Source organism: Halapricum desulfuricans (genome assembly GCF_017094465.1).
Taxonomy (GTDB): Archaea; Halobacteriota; Halobacteria; order Halobacteriales; family Haloarculaceae; genus Halapricum.
In genome coordinates, this window is the sequence record NZ_CP064791.1 from 313,524 (window position 1) to 330,000 (window position 16,477).

Annotated in this window: 16 protein-coding genes and 1 pseudogene; 7 read left to right on the forward strand and 10 right to left on the reverse strand. The window is 68.4% G+C overall.

Annotated elements, in window-relative coordinates; all coding sequences use genetic code 11:
* Nucleotides 1–2 precede the first annotated feature (2 nt).
* The gene (locus HSEST_RS01545) at nt 3–473 is read right to left on the reverse strand and encodes a DUF7384 family protein (protein ID WP_229121810.1); all 471 of its coding nucleotides are present in this window, start codon (nt 471–473) and stop codon (nt 3–5) included.
* A 393-nt stretch (nt 474–866) separates the two neighbouring features.
* On the opposite strand from HSEST_RS01545, the gene HSEST_RS01550 reads away from it, so the two are divergent.
* The 4 genes from HSEST_RS01550 to HSEST_RS01565 all read left to right on the forward strand — a co-directional run bounded on the left by HSEST_RS01550 (nt 867) and on the right by HSEST_RS01565 (nt 4,802).
* Complete coding sequence (locus HSEST_RS01550; protein WP_229121811.1) at nt 867–1,853, forward strand: PLP-dependent cysteine synthase family protein; 987 nt, start codon at nt 867–869, stop codon at nt 1,851–1,853.
* The gene (locus HSEST_RS01555; RefSeq protein ID WP_229121812.1) at nt 1,850–3,031 is read left to right on the forward strand and encodes a cystathionine gamma-synthase; all 1,182 of its coding nucleotides are present in this window, start codon (nt 1,850–1,852) and stop codon (nt 3,029–3,031) included. Before HSEST_RS01550 ends, HSEST_RS01555 begins: the two co-directional genes overlap by 4 nt.
* A gap of 81 nt (nt 3,032–3,112) precedes the next feature.
* Nucleotides 3,113–4,414, forward strand: a complete 1,302-nt coding sequence (gene thiD, locus HSEST_RS01560; protein ID WP_229121813.1) for a bifunctional hydroxymethylpyrimidine kinase/phosphomethylpyrimidine kinase — start codon at nt 3,113–3,115, stop codon at nt 4,412–4,414.
* A 106-nt stretch (nt 4,415–4,520) separates the two neighbouring features.
* A complete protein-coding gene (locus tag HSEST_RS01565; RefSeq protein ID WP_229121814.1) occupies nt 4,521–4,802 on the forward strand; it encodes a hypothetical protein in 282 nt (93 codons plus the stop codon).
* A 31-nt stretch (nt 4,803–4,833) separates the two neighbouring features.
* Here the strand turns inward: HSEST_RS01565 and HSEST_RS01570 are convergent, their stop codons facing one another.
* The 8 genes and pseudogenes from HSEST_RS01570 to HSEST_RS01600 all read right to left on the reverse strand — a co-directional run bounded on the left by HSEST_RS01570 (nt 4,834) and on the right by HSEST_RS01600 (nt 11,165).
* Nucleotides 4,834–5,202 (reverse strand): ferredoxin, encoded by a 369-nt coding sequence (locus HSEST_RS01570; protein WP_229121815.1) that lies wholly within the window; start codon nt 5,200–5,202, stop codon nt 4,834–4,836.
* Nucleotide 5,203: 1 nt separating this feature from the next.
* Nucleotides 5,204–6,259 (reverse strand): anthranilate phosphoribosyltransferase, encoded by a 1,056-nt coding sequence (locus HSEST_RS01575; protein ID WP_229121816.1) that lies wholly within the window; start codon nt 6,257–6,259, stop codon nt 5,204–5,206.
* Entirely contained in the window at nt 6,256–7,092 is an 837-nt protein-coding gene (cobA, locus tag HSEST_RS01580) for a uroporphyrinogen-III C-methyltransferase (protein ID WP_229121817.1), read from the reverse strand. The genes HSEST_RS01575 and cobA overlap by 4 nt, the downstream gene beginning before the upstream one ends.
* On the reverse strand, nt 7,092–7,523 hold the full coding sequence (locus tag HSEST_RS14625; RefSeq protein ID WP_418886536.1) for a hypothetical protein: 432 nt from the start codon (nt 7,521–7,523) through the stop codon (nt 7,092–7,094). Before HSEST_RS14625 ends, cobA begins: the two co-directional genes overlap by 1 nt.
* Nucleotides 7,506–8,630 (reverse strand): annotated as a pseudogene (locus tag HSEST_RS01585) (CbiX/SirB N-terminal domain-containing protein); the annotation flags it as partial. The gene HSEST_RS14625 and the pseudogene HSEST_RS01585, both read right to left, overlap by 18 nt.
* Nucleotides 8,627–8,959 (reverse strand): DUF6360 family protein, encoded by a 333-nt coding sequence (locus tag HSEST_RS01590; RefSeq protein ID WP_229121819.1) that lies wholly within the window; start codon nt 8,957–8,959, stop codon nt 8,627–8,629. The pseudogene HSEST_RS01585 and the gene HSEST_RS01590, both read right to left, overlap by 4 nt.
* Before the next feature lies 1 nt (nt 8,960).
* Nucleotides 8,961–10,736: a nitrite/sulfite reductase gene (locus HSEST_RS01595; protein WP_229121820.1), complete on the reverse strand. Its 1,776-nt coding sequence runs from the start codon at nt 10,734–10,736 to the stop codon at nt 8,961–8,963.
* Nucleotides 10,737–10,835: 99 nt separating this feature from the next.
* Entirely contained in the window at nt 10,836–11,165 is a 330-nt protein-coding gene (locus HSEST_RS01600) for a hypothetical protein (RefSeq protein WP_229121821.1), read from the reverse strand.
* Between the two features lie 226 nt (nt 11,166–11,391).
* Between HSEST_RS01600 and HSEST_RS01605 the strand changes: the two genes are divergently transcribed.
* From HSEST_RS01605 to mutS, 3 genes are all read left to right on the forward strand, one after another.
* Complete coding sequence (locus HSEST_RS01605; RefSeq protein ID WP_229121822.1) at nt 11,392–11,547, forward strand: hypothetical protein; 156 nt, start codon at nt 11,392–11,394, stop codon at nt 11,545–11,547.
* A gap of 16 nt (nt 11,548–11,563) precedes the next feature.
* On the forward strand, nt 11,564–12,241 hold the full coding sequence (locus tag HSEST_RS01610; RefSeq protein ID WP_229121823.1) for a precorrin-2 dehydrogenase/sirohydrochlorin ferrochelatase family protein: 678 nt from the start codon (nt 11,564–11,566) through the stop codon (nt 12,239–12,241).
* Nucleotides 12,242–12,345: 104 nt separating this feature from the next.
* Nucleotides 12,346–15,081, forward strand: a complete 2,736-nt coding sequence (gene mutS / locus HSEST_RS01615) for a DNA mismatch repair protein MutS (protein WP_229121824.1) — start codon at nt 12,346–12,348, stop codon at nt 15,079–15,081.
* Between the two features lie 19 nt (nt 15,082–15,100).
* Here the strand turns inward: mutS and HSEST_RS01620 are convergent, their stop codons facing one another.
* On the reverse strand, nt 15,101–16,348 hold the full coding sequence (locus tag HSEST_RS01620) for a hypothetical protein (protein ID WP_229121825.1): 1,248 nt from the start codon (nt 16,346–16,348) through the stop codon (nt 15,101–15,103).
* Nucleotides 16,349–16,477: the final 129 nt, after the last annotated feature.

Sequence of the window (16,477 nt, forward strand, 5' to 3'; positions counted from 1 at the left end):
CGTCACGCCCGGGGGTCTCGATCCGGGCCGGGATACTCACCACCGACAGCAACCGCATAAAGACTCGCGGGATCGAACAGCCGAGCGAAGGCGTCGGGCGGACGGACGCTCAGGTCCGCGTGGGGCTGAATCGACAGCCCCGCCGCCGGGGAGCGAAGCGAGTCGTCGTCGCTGAGCAGGTGTGCCGCGCCACCGTGATACGCGGTGGCCAGGGCCGGCTGATCACCCGCCGGGTGTTCGATCCGTTCGACCGTCGATTCGAGGCGCTCGCGGTGGGCCCCGGCCAGGTCCGGATCGCCGAGTTCGGCAACGATCGCTTCGGTGTCGGCGAGCAACTGATCGCTCGCAAGTAACGTTAGCCAGGAGTGGCGACGGACGTGATCCAGCGCCTCGCGTGCGACCCCACCGACCAACAGGTCCGCCGCGAGCACGTCGGCGTCGGCGACGATCCGGGACGGCGACGCCTCAGTCATCGTCGCCCTCGCGGCGCGCGGCGAGCGTCTCCCGGATCTCCACGACGGTCGTCTCGTACGCCTCTGCGCGGTCGAACAGTTCGGTCCACGTGTCCATACCTGTCCTGCAGGTCGGAGTCGGGAAAAAGACGCCTGTTGATGAATGAGAAACCACAAAAACCCCCAGTGCGCTACGTCTTCGTATGCATCGAGTCCGATCGGTTCCGGCCGGGGCCACCTCGTCGCCCCAGCCACGGGACCACGGCTCGCTGTCCCGCATCGAGCGGGTGACACAGGCGAATCGTCCGCGATCCTCGTTTTCTACCTGTCGTTGTTGCTGTCGCTGTCGGTGAGATAAGCCCTCGCCACCGACGGTATCGCTTGCACATTGTACGCCCGACAGAGACAACAGATATGACAGCACACGACACACCAGCCGCATCGGTTCTCGAAACTATCGGCGAGACGCCGCTCGTCGAACTCGACGCCGCGCCGCAGTCGGTCCCGGTCTACGCGAAAGTAGAGACGTTCAACCCCGGCGGCAGCGTCAAGGATCGCATCGGCAAACACATCCTCCAGCGATTGCTCGAACGGGGTGAGGTCTCCTCCGGCGGAACGGTCGTCGAGCCGACCGCGGGCAACACTGGCATCGGGATGGCGATCGCGGCCCGACAGCTCGACCTCCAGCCCGTGTTTGTCGTTCCCGACGGCTTCAGCGAGGAGAAAGAGCGACTGATGGCCGCTCTCGGAGCCGAGGTCGTCAACGTCCCGGGAGAGGGGGGAATGAGCGGGGCCACCGATCGCGCCCGGGAGATCGCCGAGCAGCGCGAAGACGCGGTCGTCCCACAGCAGTTCGCGACGCCGCTGAACGCCGAGGCCCACTACGAGACGACGGGCCAGGAGATCCTCGATACCCTCGGCGAGGAGATCGGCGCAGTCGTCGCCGGCGTCGGCTCCGGCGGGACGCTGATGGGGATCGCCCGGGCCGTCAGTGAGCGCGTCCCCGGTGTCCGCGTCGTTGCGGTTGAACCGGAAGGGTCGACGTTCGGGACGCTGCTCGGCGAGGCCCGCGAGGAGGCCGACTACAAGACCGAAGGGATCGGCACCCACGATCCCGACGTGGCCGAGTTGCTCGATCCCGACGCGATCGACGAGATCGTCGCCGTCAGCGACCGCGAGGCCCACGCCGAACTCAATCGGCTCGCGGCCGAAGAGGGGCACCTCGTCGGATCGAGTGCCGGCGCGGCCAGCGTCGCGGCCCGCGAGACTGCCGAGCGGATCGCCGAGGGCGACCTCGACGCGCCGGCCGAGACGGTCGCGACGGTCTTCCCCGACTCCGGAGAGCGATACCTCTCGAAGAACATCTACGGCTCCTTTGAAGCGTGGGAGGGGAAGGCATGAGCGACGACCCTCCGTCGAAAGACGACACCGAGTTCGCCACGCGTGCGATCCACGCCGGCCAGCGCCCCGACCCGGAGACGGGCGCGGTCATGACGCCCATCTACGCGTCCTCGACGTTCGCCCAGGACGGTCCCGGCGACCATCGCGGCTACGAGTACTCCCGGACGGGCAACCCGACGCGGACGGCACTGGAAGACAACCTCGCCAGCCTCGAGGGCGGCGAGTACGGCCGGGCCTTCGCCAGCGGGATGGCCGCGATCAACACCGTCCTCAACCTGCTCGAAGCCGGCGATCACGTCGTCGTCGGCGAGGACGTCTACGGCGGTACTCACCGGCTGTTCACCGAGGTCTACGCGGACTACGACCTCCGGTTTTCCTTCGTGGACACGACCGATCCCGACGCGGTCGCCGAGGCGGTCACGCCCGCGACGGAGTTGCTCTGGATCGAGACGCCGACCAACCCGCTGTTGCAGGTGATCGACCTCGATGCGATGGCCGAGGTGGCCGAGGCCGCCGACGCCCTGCTGGCGGTCGACAACACCTTCGCCACGCCGGCGCTGCAGCGACCCCTGGAGTACGGCGCGGATATCGTCGCCCACTCGCTGACGAAGTACCTCGGCGGTCACTCGGACGTGGTCGGCGGCGCACTGGTCACCGACGATCAAGAGCTGGACGAACGGCTGGGCTTCTACCAGAATAGCGTCGGCGCGACACCGGATCCGTTCGCCTGCTTTCTGGTCCTTCGCGGCACCAAGACCCTGCCGGTGCGGATGGAGCGCCACAGCGAGAACGCCCGGACGCTGGCGGCGTGGCTCGAAGACCACCCGGCGATCGAGCGGGTGTACTATCCCGGGCTCGAATCGCATCCGCAGCACGAACTGGCGGCCCGGCAGATGGACGCCTTCGGCGGGATGGTGAGTTTCGAACTCGACGGCTCGCTGGAAGCGACCGAGCGACTCGTCTCGGGCACCGAGGTGTTCACGCTCGCGGAGAGCCTCGGCGGCGTCGAGAGCCTGCTCGAACAGCCGGCGACGATGACCCACGCGGCCGTCCCGCGCGAGCAGCGCTTGGAGGCTGGCGTCACTGACGGACTAGTTCGGGTCAGCGTCGGCCTGGAAGCCATCGAGGACCTGCGGGCCGACCTGGCGGGGGCGATCGACGCCGCACTCGATCGCTGATACCCGGCGAGGTTCGGGGCGACTGCCCGCCTCAGAACCGGTTCCATCACCGCTTTGTATCAGCCCCGAATAGACGAAGGTATGGCTCGACAGGAAGCCCCCGTGTCGCCGCCGGTCGTGTTGACCATCGCGGGCAGCGACTCCGGCGGCGGGGCCGGCATCCAGGCCGACCTCAAGACGATCGAAGCCGGCGGCGCGTTCGGGACGAGCGCGATCACCAGCGTCACCGCCCAAAACACCCGCGGCGTCCACGGCTCACATCTGCTTCCGATCGAGGAGATCGAGGCGCAGATCGACGCCGTGCTCGAGGACTTCGACGTGGCCGCGGTCAAGACGGGCATGCTCGCGACCGAGGGCGTCATCGAGACCGTCCGCAAGTATGCCGACCGGCTGCCGAACCTCGTGGTCGATCCCGTGATGGTCGCCGCCTCCGGGGACCGGTTGCTCGAACCCGACGCGGAGGCCGCCTACGAGGAATTGATCGCCGAGTCCACGCTGGTCACGCCAAACGCAGACGAGGCCGCCGTCCTGACCGGGGTCGATCCCGACGACGAGGGCGAGGCCCGCGAGGTCGGTGAGCGACTCGTCGAGATGGGTGCCGACGCCGCGCTTGTCAAGGGCGGTCACATCCCGATCCCGGAGGTGACCGACGTACTGGTCACTGACGACGGGATCCGGACCATTCGCCATCCACGGGTCGACACGGAGGCCACCCACGGATCGGGCTGTACGCTCTCCAGCGCCATCGCGACGCGGCTAGCTCACGGGGACGACCTCCCGGCCGCGGTCGAATCGGGGATCGACCTGCTCTCCCGAGCGATCCGGTACAACCTCGACGTCGGCGACGGGCCTGGCGCGGTCCATCACATGGTCGAGACGCGCGACCGGGCCGCCCGCGAAGGGACCGCCGAGACCGTCGAGGGCGTCGTCCGGGCGCTGGTTGAGCGGGACGTCACGCCCGTCGTGGACGAGGCTGGCCTGGCCGTCGTCGGCGCGACCCCCTACGCCGAGGGCGAACACGACGTCGCCGCCGTGGAAGGTCGGATCGCCAAGACGCTCTCGGGGCTGCGGCCCAATCGTGGTGTCCGCTTCGGGGCGTCGAGCCGGGTCGCCGAGATGCTACTGGACGCCCGGGAGGAGCGCCCCGTCCTCTCGTTCGCCTGCCGGTGTCGATACGGATCCCGGGTCGCGGCCGCCCTGGACGAACTGGACTGGCCGACGCTCACGCTCGGTCACGATGCGGACCTGACGCGGGTCGAGGGTGCCTTCGGTACGAAGACGGTCGCGCTGGTCGACCTCCGAACGAACTCGACGGTCGTCTTCGCCGAACGAGCGGCGACGCTCCGGGAACGCGTCGTGACGCTGGCCGAGGCAGTCGAGTAGTCGCGCCGTCGACTCGCCGCACCCGGTGGCGATCACGACACCCGTCCGGTTGTCGCCGGCACAGCTGGCCGCTGGAGTCAAACGTGTGCGACACGTAGCACGGCCAGTGACGTCGACCACCTACCGCTGTTCGAGCTGTTTCGAGCAGACGCTCACCCGCGTGTACGACGTCTCACACCTTTCGATCCGGTGCCCGAACTGCGGCGAGTTCGCCCGGTTCGTCCACGAGGGCGTGCTCGAACAGTACGAGGCACTCGAGGAGTCGCCGCCCGAGGAGTTCGACTGGGAACGGCTCGACCGGATGGAGAAGTTCGTCGTCGCCGAGAAGCTCGTCCGGCAGGGCAACACGCTCGACGATTTCGAGGTCGAAGTACACGACGGAGAGTGACTGCCGAACGAGATCCAGCGACGAAGAGTGGTCACCAGTCGACGCTGAGTCGCCCGTCACCCTCGGGGTCGGGGGCGATCTCCTCGTCCGTCCGTCGATCGACCACGTGGATCACGCCGCGGCCGTTCTTGGCCGGACAGCTCTCAGCGGCGTCGATCTGATGGGCGAGGTCGTCCTCGCCGACGTAGTAGGTCGCTGGCTGGGCGAGACCGGTATCGAGGTCGAGATCCCAGTGCGGAGAGACGGCCGCACACTTGCCCGCCCCGATACACAGGTTGGCCTCGAAGACGATCTTGTATGGCTTCTCGTCGATCGGCGGCGCGTCCGTCCCGCCGATCTCGCTCGCTCGGATCGGGTCATTCTCGGGATTCCCGTGTCGAGCCGAATCGCCGTCGGCCATCTCAGAACCCCCGCAAGTCGTCGAGAACGGCCGCGGCCGAGCCGTCGTCGATGGCCTCGCGGGCGACATCGAGGCCGCCCTCGAGGGAGTCGGCGTCGCCGCCGGCGTAGATCCGGACCGCGGCGTTGAGCGCGACGGCGTCGCGCCAGTGGTCTGCCCGCCCGCCCGCGAGCACCTCCCGGGTGATCTGGGCGCTATCGGCGGCCACGTCCTCGGCTTCCAGGTCCTCGTTCTCGAAGTCCATACCGTATGTGGCGGTCTCGATCTCGTCGTCCGCGAGTCCGTCCTCGGGCATCCATTCGGCGAACTTCGTGTAGCCCGGGCGGATGTCGTCGTAGCCCTCCAGCCCCTGGAACATGATGACGCGATCGAACTCGCGTGCCCGGCTGTACTGGACGGTCTCGATCACCTTCTTCGCGAACGAAAGGTGGTAGAACGAGCCCAGATGGACGCTCGCGCCGGCGGGATTGGCCAGCGTCTCGACGGTGTTGAGGAACGTGCGGACGCCCATCCGATCCCGGCGATCGAACAGGGCGTCGACGGCGGGATTGAACGACGGCTGGTAGTAGAAGCCGAAGCCGGTCTCCTCGACCATCGCAGCGGACTCGCCAGGCTGAAGTTCGGTCCGGATCCCGAGCTCGTCGAGGACGTGCTTGTAAGCGTCGTCCTTCTGGCTCGGGACGCGGTCGCCGGAGTGGACGACCACGGGCGTACCCGCAGCCGCGGCGACGACACCCGCCGCGACGCCGAGGATGGCCGTTCGCGCCTTGCCGTCGTAGTTCGCGCCGCAGTCGACCGGCTCGACCTCGGGGACGGCGCGCTCGACGCGCTCGTCCATGACATCGACGAACGCGGCCAGTTCCGTCGGGGTGTTGTGCTTCCAGCGGTTAGCGAGCCAGAACGCGCCGAGCGTCGTCGGGTCCGGATCGTCCTCGAGGATTCGTGTCATCGCTTCGGCCGCCTGCTCGCGGGTCATGTCGTCGGCGGATTTGCTGCCTGAGCCGACCACCTCGGTCATGAGGCGTTTGAGCGGCCACTCGCCGCGTGCGTCGCTCATCGGTGGTTCACCCCTGCGAGTTCCTCGCCCCGCCCGACGGAGGGACGCTCGGCGGCCGAACCGTTCTCGCCGAGACAGTGCGCGACCGTCTCGCGGACGTCGACCACGTCGCCGACGACGGTCACGGCGGGCGGTTCGATCCCCGCCGCCTCTGCCCGGTCGACGATCGTGTCGATCGTCCCGGTAACGACCCGTTCGTCCGAAAGCGTCGCGCGCTCGACCATCGCTACGGGGGTATCGGGCCCGACGGCCCCCTCCCTGAGGGCGGCCACGTTGTCGGGCAGGCGGCCGACGCCCATCAGGATCACCAGCGTCCCGCCGGTGGCGACGATCCCGGAGAGGGCGTCCCAGTCGAGAGCTGTGTCGTCCTTGGTGGGGTCCTCGTGGCCCGTGACGACGACGAACGCCGAGGCGTGCTCCCGGTGGGTCGCCGGGATGCCGGCCACGCCGGGGCCCGCGACGGCGCTCGTGATCCCCGGGACGACCTCGAAATCGATCCCGTGGCGCGCGAGGTGTTCGGCCTCCTCGCCGCCGCGGGCGAAGACGGTCGGGTCGCCGCCCTTCAGTCGGACCACGTCCCGGCCCGCCGAGGCCTCGCAGACGAGCCGTTCGTTGATCGCCGCCTGGGGCGTGCGCTCGCCGTCGGCGCGCTTGCCGACGTGCTCGACGCGCACGTGGTCGGGGATCGATGCGACGACGCCGTCGCCCACCAGCGAATCGTGGAGGACGACGTCAGCCTCGTCGAGCAGGCGCCGGGCTCGAACCGTCAGGAGTTCGGGATCGCCCGGGCCGGCGCCGACGAGATAGACCGTTCCGTTCGTTGTCGTAGCCATCAGTGTCGGGTAGATTCGGTGCCGCGTGCCCGCCGGTAGCGGACCCGGTATCGGTTGTCCGGGTCGGTTAGATCCCCCGGCGGCACGTCGGCGTCGGGGTGGTCAGAGCGCTGTTCGCCTGCGTGGTCGGTCTCAAGGATCTCCCGCGCCGCGGCGATCAAAAACGAACACGGTTCGCGACAGGGGGGTTCGGTCCCGTCGCTCGCCGGGGATTCGTCAACACCGCGATCGGCCACGGAGTCCGGATCGCCGTTCTCGGTCCACTTGCGGCGCCTGGCGCAGTTGCCACACACCGCGGTCGTGAGGTCGTCGAGCGCTCCGTCGGAGAGGTCGGAAACGCCGGCGTAGATCCCGGTCTGGCGCGCGGCCACCTCGCGGAAGGGGACGGGGTCGGGATCGTCGGCCCAGGTCTCGATCGCGCCGGGATACACCGCCGCGATCGCGGCCAGCAGATTCTCGGGACCCAGGTCCGGCAGCACCCACCCCGTCGGAAGCGAGCGCTCGCCGCCAAAGGGCCGGAAGCGGCCGTCGTCGTCGCTGCGGACGAACCGCCCGAACGTGTCGGGGTCGCGCTCGGTCAGTGCCCCGCGGTCGGCGTCGCGATCGGCACGGTGGCGCAGTTCGTAGGTGTCGCCGTCGCCAGTCACGAGTAGGTCGCCCCATTCCTGGCCTCGGGTGTCGCCCTCGGCGAGGGAGCGATCGATCCACGAGCGGAAGGCCTCAGCGGCGTCGGGCCGGACCGCCGTCTCCCCAGCATCGCGGTCCAGGTCGGCACCGGCCTCGGCCGCCCGCTCGAGGATCACCTCGGGCACGAGCGAGTCGGTGCCGACGGCCGAGGCGTACCAGATCCGCCGGCCGTCGCGTTCGCCGGGAACTGGGTAGCCCGACCGCGGGTCGTCGGCAATCCCCAGGAGTTCGGGGATCTCGTCGCGAGTGTGAAAGCCGTCGGCGACAAACAGCGGGACGACGGCGACGTCGTCGGCCGCGAAGCGATCGAGGACCGCCGAGACGTACGGGGACTCGTCCATGAACAGCGCGCCGACCTCCGCGAAGTCGGTCCGCGCCTCCAGCGCGTCGACGTGATCGTAGACGGCCTCGGCGCTGTTGGGGTTTCGCTCGGTCCCGTGGCCGACGACCGCGAGCGCGGCGTCCGATTCGGGTACGTCGTCCAGCCGGCGGCGGGCCCGCGCCGCGATCACGTCGGTCATCTCGGGGTGGGTCCCGACCGGGTCGGTGTAGATCAGTTCGGGCTCGGTCGGTTCGCCAGTTACGTCGGCGACCCCGAGGCCGAATTCCCGCGGCAGCACCTGATCGACGAAGTACCCCTCGCTGACGAACAGCGGGACGACGTAGGCCCGCTCGGCGTCGACCGTCCGCACGACCGACCGGAAGCTTGGCGCTTCCTTCCAGAACGCCGTCCGGACCTGATCGAAGCAGCCGCGTTCGCGGATCGCGTCGGCGTGGTCGAGGGTGGGGATAGCGGAGTCGGCGTTGCGATGGGAGCCGTGGGCCGCGACGATCAGCGCCTGTTCGGTCACGGCTCTCCTCCTCCCGGGTCGGCACCGTCGGCCGTCTCCCCCTCTACCGTGTCGCTCGCCGCGTCCACGCGGTCGGCGGCCGCCCGGAGTTCTGTCGCGAGGGTCCGGGCCTCGGAGGACGAGAGCGTCACGCGGTCGGCGTGGGCCGGCATCGACTCGAGGTCGACGTTGTCCAGTTCGAGTTCGAGCGTGACCTCGTCTGGGTCGCGACGGGCAGTCCGGACGTTGAGCACGGCGGGCGCGTCCTCGGCGAAGCCGTGGCCCTCGACGCTCCCTTCGAGGAGATCGAACGTCGTAAAGGCGTTTGCCTTCAGGATGCGATCGGCCATCTCAATCGTCGGTCGGAAGCGGTTCGTCGTTCGGGCCCGTCGGCGAGGGCGAGGCGCTCATCGAATCGTCCTCCGCGTAGGGGTACCACGTCATCTTCGTGTTCGCGAGGTAGGGGTCCTCGTAGCTCGTCGCCTCGGGTTCGGCGAGGTCGGCGAGTTCGTCCTCGTCGCGGTCGGCGACGAACGACCGGAAGGACTCGCTGTCCTCGCGTTCGGCCTCGTAGGTCCCAAGCAGATTGGCGATGTATCCCGGCACCTCGTCGGCGGGTACACGCATTTCGATCCAGTCGGCGAACCGCGGGTTCTCGCCGAGGCCGCCACCCAGGCCGACGTCGAAGGCCTCGACTGCGTCGCCGTCCTTGCGGGTCTTCATCCCGCGCAGGCTGATGTCGGCGATCTGGGGCTGCGCACACGAGGCGGTACAGCCCGAGAGGTGGATGTGGAAGTCCTCGACGCCCTCTGGGACGGGGACGTTGTCCCGCAGCCAGCGAGCGTACCGAACCATCCGGTTTTTCGTCTCGACGATCGACAGCGAGCAGTACTCGGTGCCGGTACAGGCGATCGATCCCCGCATGAACGGGTGGGGATCGGGCGAGTACTCCTCGAGCAGCGGCTCCTCGAGGAACTCGTCGAGGTCGTCGCCGGCGACGTCCCCGACGATGACGTTCTGGCGCTGGGTCAGGCCGATCATCGAAGAGTCGTAGGCGTCGGCCAGATCGGCGAGTTCGATCACGTCCTCGGCGGCCATCCGCCCGACCAGCACGGAGAGGCCGACGAAGTGCTGGCCGTCGCGCTGCTCGTAGACGCCGACGTAATCGCCCGGCGCGTCCGCGCGGCCGGCGTTGTAGTCGTATCCCTCTCTGAGGTCCTCGCCGGCAGTCAGCAACTCGTCGTCGACGTACTCCGCCTGGAGGACCGACCGGACCTTCTCGGGGCCCCACTCGTCGACGAGGAACTTCATCCGGGCGTTGAACCGGTCCTCGCGGTCGCCGTAGTCCCGGAACAGTCCCGAGAGGCCGGCCGCGACCGCTGGGACGTTCTCGGGGCGGCAGAACACGTCGATGTCCCGGGCGAAGCGCGGCTCCTTGCGAGCGAGGCCGCCGCCGACGCGGACGTTGAACCCCTCGACGGACTCCCCATCGCGTTCCTTGACAGCGGGTTCGAACGCCAGGTCGTTGATGTCGCCCTGGCCCGCGCCGCGGTAGTCGCCGGTGACCGCGACTTTCCACTTCCGGGGCAGGTTCGTGTAGAGGTCGTTGCCCTTGAACCGGTCGTGCAGATCCCGGACGATCGGCCAGACGTCGACGTGCTCGTCGGCGTCACGGCCGGCGACCGGCGAGCCGACGATGTTGCGCCAGGAGTCACCGCAGGCCTGCATCGTCGAGAGGCCCACCGACTCGAGTTCCTCGAAGATGTCGGGCACGTCCTCGATGTCGATCCAGTGAAGCTGGATCGACTGGCGGGTCGTGAAGTCGGCGTAGGCCGCGCCGAACTCGGGATTGTCGACGGGGCCGGTGGCGTACTCGCGGGCCACCTCGCCGACGGTCCGGAGCTGCTCCGGCGTCATCCGGCCCATCGGTGTCCCGATACGCAGCATGAAGTAGCTCTCCTGGCCCTTGCGCTGGTGGTACAGTCCCCACCATTTGAAGCGCTCGAACCACGCGTCGCGTTCGTCTTCCGGGATGGACTGGAACCCCTCGGACGCGAACCGCTCGAGGTGGTCGCGTATCTCCGTCCCGTAGGCTTCGTCCTTCCAGCGTTCGACCTTGGTCGGCATGTGCGTCGGGACGTGAGCCGCACGTATAACCGCGGCCGCCCCGTCAACCTTGCCCGTCTCTCCGGCACTGGCACAAGCATTGCCGCTATGTCCGAGCCGTCAGTCCGATCCCGGTGAGGCGCGGTTCGAACGGCGGATCGCGCCCGGAGCGACCGGGTAGAAGGTGTCTGTGTCGGGATCGACGCGACCCAGCGTCAGCCAGCCGGTCACGCCGCTGGCCCCACACCGGATACACTGCCCGGCGACGCGAGCCTCGACGCGCGGGCCGTCAGCGGCGACCTCGACGAACCCCTCGGAGAGAAAGTCGGTCAGCCGGCACGAGCAAAACTCGTCGGTAGCGAGCCGCCAGAGGTCGCTGACGGTCACTTCGCGGGTGTCGTTGACGCTGATCCAGGCGCCGTCGTCGAGCTGGTGAACCGCCGTGGGCATGGACACGTTTCGGCCGCTCCGGAAGTAAGCCCGTCGGCAGCCGCGACGATTGCCGCGCGTCATCGACACCTGAGCGCCGCATCGGGAGCGAATCGCCAGACTGCACCGGGACAGTTCCCGAATAGTCTGCCCGCAAGAGGCGGAAAGAGCTGCCGGTTCTCGCAAGAACTGGTAGCGATTACGCCTGAACGCGGCCTTATGGGATCGGACCGAGTACGGACAGTCGATGACTGAACACGGCCAGACTTCGAGCACGGTGGAACGTGAGAGAGACGAAGACGACACGGATCGAGCGCACGTCTCCGACGTCGAGGTCGGCGCTGGCTGCACGGAGATCTGGGAGCACCTGAGCGAGCAGCGGTCCGAAGCCAGTGACGACTGACAGAAGGTGTCGTCCGATGATTCCGCTCCTCCACGACTTCTCCGGCGCCCGGATTCTCGTGTTCGGTGGTGGGCCGGTCGGGGCTCGAAAGGCCCGACGGTTCGCCCGTGAGGCCGAGGTTGTCGTCGTGTCGCCGACGTTCGCCGACAGGGGGTTCGGCGACGCGACGCTGAAACAGGCAGCCCCCGGTCCGTCGGACGTGCCCGACTGGATCGACCGGATCGAGCCGGCGCTGGTCGTCGCCGCGACGGACGACTTCGAAGTGAACGCGGCCGTCGAAGACGCCGCCCGGAACCGGGCCCTGCTCGTCAATCGGGCGGACCACTCCGGAGCGCGCGACCCCGGAAGCGTCGTCGTGCCGGCGACCGTCCGCGCCGATCCCGTCGTCGCGGCGGTCTCGACGCAGGGCCGCGCGCCGGCCGTGAGCGCGACCCTCCGGGACGAAATCTCCGAGCGATTCGACGGGGCAGGCGAGCTGGCGACCCTCGTCGGGGATCTCCGCGGAGAACTCGCTGACAGCGATATCGAGGGGCATCGTCGGCGCGACGCGATCCGGACAGTGGCGGCGTCGGACCCCGTCCGGGAACTCCTCGCTGACGGCGACACCGAACGGGCCCACGAGGTCGCGAGGGAACTGTTCGCTGACGCCAGGGACGACGGGCCGCCGACGGGAGACGCAACCGACAGATCGTAGAGCAGTCCGTCGACGAGGCGACCAGACCACTAGCGGCCGAGGCTCTCGCGGTCACGTTCCGGCAACCCGCAGTGTTTTAACCGATACCGCTCTCACCCGAGAGTATGACCGAGGCGACCGGCATCGTCGGCGAGTTCTTCGATCTGAAAGCCGAGACCGACGCCGACGTACTGGCGATGCAGGTGGGCGACTTCTACGAGTTTTTCGATTCCGACGCCGAACTGGTCGCCGACGAGCTCGATCTGAAGGTGAGCCAGAAATCCAGCCACGGCTCCTCGTATCCGATGGCCGGTGTTCCGGTTGAGGAGCTGACGCCGTATCTCAAGTCACTCGTCGAACGGGGCTATCGCGTCGCCGTCGCCGACCAGCATGAGGCGGGCGACGGCCACGAACGCGAGATTACCCGCGTCGTCTCACCCGGGACCCTGCTTGCGGTGACCGACGCGGACGCGCGGTATCTGCTGACGGTCGTCCACGACGAGGACTACGGCCTGGCGTTCGCGGACGTAACGACCGGCCGGTTCCACGTCACGACCGCCGCCGACGCCGACGAGCTGCTGACGACGATCTACCGGTTCGATCCCGTCGAGATCCTGCCGGGGCCCGACGTGCGAAACGACGATGACCTGCTGGAACGCCTTCGGGGACGGACCGACGCCGCCCTGACGCTGCACACGGCCGAGGCCTTCGCTCCCGGGCGGGCGCGCCACCGCGTCCGCGAGCAGTTCGGCGAGGGCGCACTCGACAGCGTCGGGATCGAAACCGACGCGGCCGTTCGTGCGGCCGGTGCGGTGTTGAACTACGTCGAGGAGACCGGCCAGGGCGTGCTGGCCTCGATGACGCGCCTGCAGGCCCACGGCGACGGCGATCACGTCGAACTCGACGCGACGACCCAGCGCAACCTCGAACTCACAGAAACGATGCAGGGCGATCGGTCGGGATCGCTGTTCGCGACGATCGATCACACCGTCACCAGCGCCGGCGGGCGCCTGCTGCAAAGCTGGCTCCAGCGACCGCGTCGTGACCGCGCGGAGCTACAGCGCCGCCAGTCCGCAGTGGCCGCACTGACCGAGGCCGCGCTCGCTCGCGACCGACTGCGGGAGGTACTCGGTGACGCCTACGATCTCGAACGGCTGGCGAGCAGGGCCGCCTCCGGGAGTGCGGACGCGCGAGATCTGGTCGCCGCCCGCGAGACGCTTGCCCTGCTCCCGACGGCCCGGGAGATCGTCGCCGATACCGATCGACTGGCCGACTCACCACTCGCTGCGGTGCTCGAACGGGCCGATCTCGACCGCGCTCGCGAGCTCCGGGAGACCCTCGAGGCCGCACTCGTCGAGGACCCGCCGGGGACGATCACTCAGGGCGGACTGGTTCGCAAGGGATTCGACGAGCAACTGGACGAGTTGATCGAGCGCAACGAAGCGATCGAGGAGTGGCTCGACGAACTCCCGAAACGCGAGAAGCGGCGCCACGGGATCACTCATCTCTCGGTCGATCGCAACAAGACCGACGGCTACTACATCCAGGTCGGGAAAAGCGAGACCGACGCCGTCCCCGACAGCTACGAGCAGATCAAGACGCTGAAGAACTCCGAGCGGTACACAATCGACGAACTCGAGGAGAAAGAGCGGGAGCTGCTCCGGATCGAGGAGCAGCGTCACGACCTCGAACGCCAGCTGTTCGATGAGCTCCGCGAGAAGGTGGCGACACGCGCCGAACTCTTACAGGACGTGGGGCGGACGCTCGCTGAGGTCGACGCTCTCGCGGGACTGGCGACCCACGCTGTCCGGGCCGACTGGACTCGCCCCGAGTTGACCGACGGGGACGAGATCTCGATCGAGGCCGGTCGCCACCCCGTCGTCGAGCGGACGACCGAGTTCGTCCCCAACGACGTCCGGATGGACCGCGATCGGCGGTTCCTCGTCGTGACCGGGCCGAATATGAGCGGAAAGTCGACGTATATGCGCCAGACGGCACTGATCACGCTGCTCGCACAGGTCGGGAGTTTCGTGCCCGCCCGACAGGCGCGGATCGGCCTCGTCGACGGCATCTACACTCGCGTCGGTGCGCTGGACGAACTCGCGCAGGGCCGCTCGACGTTTATGGTCGAGATGCAGGAACTCTCGAACATCCTGCACTCCGCGAGCGACGACTCGCTGGTCATTCTCGATGAGGTCGGGCGCGGGACGGCGACCTTCGACGGCATCTCGATCGCCTGGGCCGCCACGGAGTACCTGGTCAACGAGGTCGGCGCGAAGACGCTGTTTGCGACCCACTACCACGAACTGACGGAGCTGGGTGAGCGACTCGACCCCGTCCAGAACGTCCACGTGGCGGTTGACGGCGATCCGGATTCGGACCGCGACGGCGAAGAGGTGACGTTCCTGCGGACCGTCCGCGAGGGACCGGCCGACCGCTCCTACGGCGTTCACGTCGCCGACCTCGCGGGCGTACCCGAACCGGTCGTCGACCGCTCGCGGCAGGTGCTCGATCGGCTCCGAAACGACGAGGCGATCGACGTCCGTGGCGGCGATGGCGGGACGACACAGGCCGTCTTCGATCTCTCCTCGGGGCAGTTCGTCGACGGCCCAGCGAGTGCGGACGGTGGCGAAGCGAGTAGTGGGGAGCAGGCCCAGAACGAGTCGACGGCCGGGAGCCACGCCGCCGACGAATCAGCTCCCAGTGCAGAGGAAAAGCAACAGCGGGACGAACTCGTCGAACGGTTCGGCGACGACGCTGAGGACGTGCTACAGGCGCTGGCCGATCTCGACATTGCGGAGACGCCGCCGGTGGAGTTGCTATCGGAGGTACAGCAGTGGCAAGGAAAACTTGAGGAGTGACTGGCCAGGCGGAAAACGGTCAACGGCCTCTGGAAAGGGGCTCACAGAGCGCCCACTCGTCGGCCCGCGGATCGAGATTCGCGGGCTCGCTGCCGCGTTCGGTGAGGATACCGGCGTGGAACAGCATCGCTTTCAACTGGAAGACCGTCGGCGAGTGGTAGCTCGCTCCCTCTTCGAGCACCGGCGTGCGAAGCCGGCCGTCGTCGGTCAGCGCACGCTCGCGCACGTCCGTCTCGCCCCGCAGGAACAACTCGACGGTGAATGTCGGATGCTGCCCGTGGAGCCATTCGACGAGTTCGACCAGCGACGGACTGGCGAGACCGTCGTCGTGCATCGTCTGGAGTTCCGTGACGAGCAACTCCGTCGCCGGATACGCGAAGACGACCCGCCGGGCGAGTTGTCCCCAGCGCGGCGCGACGTCGAGAAAGCGCTTGCGCGAGCGCTGCCACTGCTCGAAGGCGGCCAGCGCAGCGTCCAGGTCGGGGTGCTCCCGGAGCCCGAACCGGACGACCTCCTCGCCGAGGGAGGTGAGTCGGTAGTCCGGGCCGCGTTCCTCGATCAGCCCCAGAAACGCCGCGCCGTCGATCGCACCGTCGACCGCGCCGACGACGTGTGTCTCGATCAACTCGCGGTGATCGCGGTCGTGAGCGATCGAAAGCGGGACCGCGAGGTAGTTTTTCGGGTGGTTGAGACTGAAGTTGCGGTCGACGACGCCCTGTGCGCTGGCCTGAAACCGGATCGCAGTGGCCTCTTTGGCCGTCCGGTTGCCGACCACGCGCGGCCGTTCGAGCACCGTGATCGAACCACCCTCGTCAACGCCGAGCACGCCGACGTTGAGTTGGCGGGCAAGCGTCCGATCGGTCGCGCTGATCGCCCCGGCCGGTGCGCTCACGAACGCGACGTTAGCCTCGCCGAGTCGGTCGTAGGCCTGGATCACGCCCCGCTCGACGTCGACGCCCCCACTACCGCGGCCCTTCGCCTCGATGACGACCAGCGGCGGCTCCTCGCCGAGTCGCTCGACCGCCAGATACTCCGCCTCCAGTTTCCGGACGCCGACCAGGTCGGGATACCCTGAGCCGACCCGGACGTGGTTGAACGGCGCGAGTCGTGATTTGACTCCGGCGGCGATCCGGCGGTCCTCAATCCACCGGTCCTGGGCGAACTGCGTATCTGCGACGACGTAGCTCTCGCTGTCGTCGTCGGGAAACAGGTGGCTCTTCGTGTGGGCCAGCACGTGCGGTTCGGTCAGCGACGCCGCGGCGGCCATAACGCTGGCTTCGATCGGCCAGCTCAAGAGCGTTCCGCCGCGGGCAACCGCCGCCCGGATGTGAAGCGAACGGGACAGCGAAGAGTGGATGCTACAACGGGACAGCGAAGCGCCGGCGCTAGAAAAGCA

Excerpts from the sequence above, each read along its gene's own strand:
- HSEST_RS01545 (WP_229121810.1), bottom strand. The coding sequence starts at position 473 with ATGACTGAGGCGTCGCCGTCCCGGATCGTCGCCGACGCCGACGTGCTC.
- HSEST_RS01575 (WP_229121816.1), bottom strand. The coding sequence starts at position 6,259 with ATGAGCGACGCACGCGGCGAGTGGCCGCTCAAACGCCTCATGACCGAG.
- HSEST_RS01605 (WP_229121822.1), top strand. The coding sequence starts at position 11,392 with ATGACTGAACACGGCCAGACTTCGAGCACGGTGGAACGTGAGAGAGAC.
- HSEST_RS01590 (WP_229121819.1), bottom strand. The coding sequence starts at position 8,959 with ATGGCCGATCGCATCCTGAAGGCAAACGCCTTTACGACGTTCGATCTC.
- mutS (WP_229121824.1), top strand. The coding sequence starts at position 12,346 with ATGACCGAGGCGACCGGCATCGTCGGCGAGTTCTTCGATCTGAAAGCC.
- cobA (WP_229121817.1), bottom strand. The coding sequence starts at position 7,092 with ATGGCTACGACAACGAACGGAACGGTCTATCTCGTCGGCGCCGGCCCG.
- HSEST_RS01610 (WP_229121823.1), top strand. The coding sequence starts at position 11,564 with ATGATTCCGCTCCTCCACGACTTCTCCGGCGCCCGGATTCTCGTGTTC.
- HSEST_RS01550 (WP_229121811.1), top strand. The coding sequence starts at position 867 with ATGACAGCACACGACACACCAGCCGCATCGGTTCTCGAAACTATCGGC.
- HSEST_RS01620 (WP_229121825.1), bottom strand. The coding sequence starts at position 16,348 with ATGGCCGCCGCGGCGTCGCTGACCGAACCGCACGTGCTGGCCCACACG.
- HSEST_RS01600 (WP_229121821.1), bottom strand. The coding sequence starts at position 11,165 with ATGCCCACGGCGGTTCACCAGCTCGACGACGGCGCCTGGATCAGCGTC.
- thiD (WP_229121813.1), top strand. The coding sequence starts at position 3,113 with ATGGCTCGACAGGAAGCCCCCGTGTCGCCGCCGGTCGTGTTGACCATC.
- HSEST_RS01595 (WP_229121820.1), bottom strand. The coding sequence starts at position 10,736 with ATGCCGACCAAGGTCGAACGCTGGAAGGACGAAGCCTACGGGACGGAG.
- HSEST_RS01570 (WP_229121815.1), bottom strand. The coding sequence starts at position 5,202 with ATGGCCGACGGCGATTCGGCTCGACACGGGAATCCCGAGAATGACCCG.
- HSEST_RS01555 (WP_229121812.1), top strand. The coding sequence starts at position 1,850 with ATGAGCGACGACCCTCCGTCGAAAGACGACACCGAGTTCGCCACGCGT.